Origin of the sequence: Nesterenkonia muleiensis (assembly GCF_003600155.1) — a bacterium.
In the GTDB taxonomy this organism is placed as follows: domain Bacteria; phylum Actinomycetota; class Actinomycetes; order Actinomycetales; family Micrococcaceae; genus Nesterenkonia; species Nesterenkonia muleiensis.
Window position 1 is genome coordinate 1 of sequence record NZ_QWLD01000044.1, and the last position, 3519, is coordinate 3519.

Here is a 3519-nt window from a genome sequence, read left to right on the forward strand (position 1 = left end):
CCAGACCAAGGGTCTTGCGGAGTTGGGCTACGTCCACCGATTTATTGGAATAGCGTTGCGGGGGTGCCCACAAGCAGCCCGAGCAGGTTCGCCTGCTCGAGCTTTTTCGCGGCATTTTGCCTTGAATCAGCGTCAGGGGCCCGAAGGTCTTCCGAGAACGCGCACCAGAAGGTCTGACATGTTTTTCCTCGGTCCAACGGATGAGGTCCAGATACGCCCAGCCACGAGAGCTGTAGAGCGCCTTTGCGGCGTCGTTGTCCGATGCGGTCTCCCAGTGCAGCCACTTCGCTGCAGTCCATACGGCAAATCCCAGCTGCTGGGCGCCTTGCCGTACTTGTCGTACCTTGATCTACCAACAGCCTATATGCCGACAGATCCTCCGAGGCATACCGGGGCACCCGCCTTCGAAACTCTTCGATGCTTCCCATTGCAACTCCTGAAAATCAGGCCATTGCCACCACCACTCGATTCCGCCATTGCCCCATTGTGACGGTGTTCGCAACACATGTCGTACAGGACTAATAGGTCCGATTAATGGTGTAACATGGCGCGCGTGCATTCCGGACGATTTAGTCCTCTAGTTGCTGACAATGTGATCAAAGAGGGGGAGACAGCATGAAGGGGTTCAAAAGCCGCGATGTCACCAGTCTTGGGCACCAGATCCGCGGCGAGGTGTTCACCCGCGGCACCCACGGGTACCGACGTGAGGTGAGCGGGTTCAATCTGCTCACTGCCAGCAGTCCCGATCTCGTGGTTGTGCCCGAAGACGAGGCGGATGTCCAGGCGATACTCCGCTGGGCCGCGGAACATGACTGCACGGTGCACCCGCAGGCCACCGGCCACGGCGCCTACCGTCCGCTGGAGGCGGGTATGCTGCTCAAGACCACGCGGCTGAACAGGCTGGCCATAGACCAGGAGGCGCAGCGGTTCACCGTGGGCGCCGGGCTGACCTGGCAGGATGTTGTGCCGGAGCTCCACGCTGCGGGACTGATGGCTGTCAGCGGCTCGGCGGCGACCGTGAGCGTGGTCGGTCTTCTCCTCGGTGGAGGTATTGGGCCATTGAGCCGCACACTCGGCGTCGCGTCCGACTATGCGGAATCCTTCCGAGTGGTGAATGCGGCCGGTGAGGTGCTGGTGGCCGATGCCGAGCACCATCCTGACCTTTTCTGGGCGCTGCGGGGTGGAAAAGTAGGCCTGGGCGTGGTGACCGAAGCAACCGTGCGGGCCGTGCCGCTCTCGCATGTCTACGGTGGTGGACTGTTCTTCGGAGCTGAAGACATGGACCGGCTCGCACACGCCTGGCTGGACTGGGTGACCGATCTGCCCGATGCGGTGAACTCATCCATCGCCTTCCTGCGCCTGCCGCCGGAGGCTCCCGGCCCGCTGGGCGGTGCGACCGTGCTCCATCTGCGCTTCGCCTACGTCGACATCGAGGCTTCCCATGATGAACTGCGTGATCAGGGTGAGGCATACCTCGCGCCTCTGCGTGCTCTCGGCACCCCGATCATCGACACAATCGGACTGCTGCCCGGCGATCGCCTCGCCGAGATCCATGCTGACCCGACGGATCCAGTGCCGGTATGGGAGTGGGGAGACATGCTCGAGTCGGCCGACCACGACCTCATCGAGCATCTGGTCGGGCAGGTCGGCGGTAAGGCTCAGTCGGTGCTCACCGCCGTGGAACTTCGCCGCCTCGGCGGCGCGCTGGTCCGCGATGACCTCAGCCCCTCGGCGGTTGGGGGTACTCGGGCGGCATTCTCGCTGCTAGTGCTCGGCGTGGCGATCAAACCGGTCGCACCGCTGGTGGCCGTCGAGACCGCCGGTCATATGATCCGTGACCTTGTGCAACCCTGGAGCGCCAGCGAGATCAACTACCACTGGGCCGGGTATCCGACGCCCGAGGTGTTCATCAACCGGCTGTGGCCGGCCGAGACTGCGGAGCGACTGAGTGAGGTCCGCTCACGCTATGACCCGAACCGGCTCTTCGAGTTCGGAAATTGAGCGTTCTTACCCATGTGGTTGTCTCGACTTCCTCACCGTATGGCCGGTGCTGTGATGGCGCTGTGCTTAGCCGCTCTCCTGCTCAGTGCCGGAACCACCCCTGCCCTGGCTGAAAGGGACGCCGAAGCCCCGGCGGAATCCGCGGACTTCAGCACAGATGATGTCAGTGCAGCCGACGTCGACGCATGGCCGGGATTTCTCGAGGACGTGAATGACGCCTGTGACGGTGATGGCGAGATCATGCTGGAAGGCGACGTCACCGCTCCCATTGATGAGCAGGAATTCCTCGACTTAGAGGATTGCCACCTCATCCTCGACCTGAACGGTCATGCGTTGACCATCTATGGCCCAGGCGAGAACAACGCTGTAGGGCCAGGCGAAGGAAACGCCGCCATCCACGTGCCCGAGGGCGCCTCACTGGCGATCAACGACTCCTCTGGCAACCACAACGGCAGCCTCACCGTCACCAGTGGCCTGTACGGCGCGGGGATCGGCGGCGGAGCTTCCGGTGACGGCGGCGAGGTGGTCATCACCGGCGGAACAGTCAACGCCACCAGTTTCAGCAGTGGTGCAGGGATCGGCGGGGGCTGGTATGGCAACGGCGGGACCGTGAGGATCGAGGGCGGCGTCGTGACCGCCACCAGTCACCTGTACGGTGCGGGGATCGGCGGTGGCGACCGGGGGGATGGCGGCGAGGTGGTCATCACCGGCGGCATCGTGACCGCTATGGGCGGTACCATCGAGGGCAGCATCAACCCGGGCGCGGGGATCGGAGCGGGCGCGGACGGGTCGGAACCGGGCTCTCTCGAGGTCCATGCCGTACTCACCGAGGACTCTGACAACGACGGTGCCTCAGCGGAAAACGCCCCCGCACCGACGATTACTCCCGTACCAGCGGGTGACCTCTACGCCCGGGCTGTCACCGACCAGAATTCCAACGGCAGTGGGATCTTCGAGCTGGAGTTCGGATACCTGCTGACCCTGGTCGATCTCGCGCTCGGCGTGGACGACGAGGACCGCGAGGAGTCGCAGTTCCTGGCGTTCGGGGCCACCGTGCCAGACCAGCCTGAGGTGCCGGAGGGGTATACCGCGACCGGATGGCGTGAGGCTGCTCCAGCCGGGGAGCTGGTGACGGGTATCGAGGACGGCCCGGTGACGCTTTATAGCACTTTGGCGACCGCCAGCCTGTCGGCGTCGACGATCACCGCAGGCGAGGAAGCCACGGTCAGGGTCGAAGCCCTCAACGAAGACAGTGAGCTGATCGATGTCACTGAGGCCGAGGACGTGATCGTCACACTCAACGGCGATGAGACCGACGGCCCCGTCCTGTCGCCGACCGCAGCTGGCAGCTACGACGTTGAGGTTCAGTACCTGGAGACCACTCTTCTCGAATCCGAGCTGTCTGTGGTGCCCGGTGAGGCGGAGGCGCTGGTTGTCGAGGGTCCGGCCGAAGCGACTGAGGCTGAGACGGTCTCCTATACCGTGGTGCTGACCGATGAGCACGACAACCCGATCAGT

General features: G+C 63.9%; 1 protein-coding gene and 1 pseudogene. Both read left to right on the plus strand.

The window, feature by feature from the left end:
- Positions 1 to 615: 615 nt before the first annotated feature.
- Positions 616 to 2001, plus strand: coding sequence for an FAD-binding oxidoreductase (locus DVO78_RS13545; protein WP_120005472.1), 1386 nt, complete (start codon positions 616 to 618; stop codon positions 1999 to 2001).
- A gap of 39 nt (positions 2002 to 2040) precedes the next feature.
- Positions 2041 to 3519 (plus strand): annotated as a pseudogene (locus DVO78_RS13550) (hypothetical protein); the annotation flags it as partial.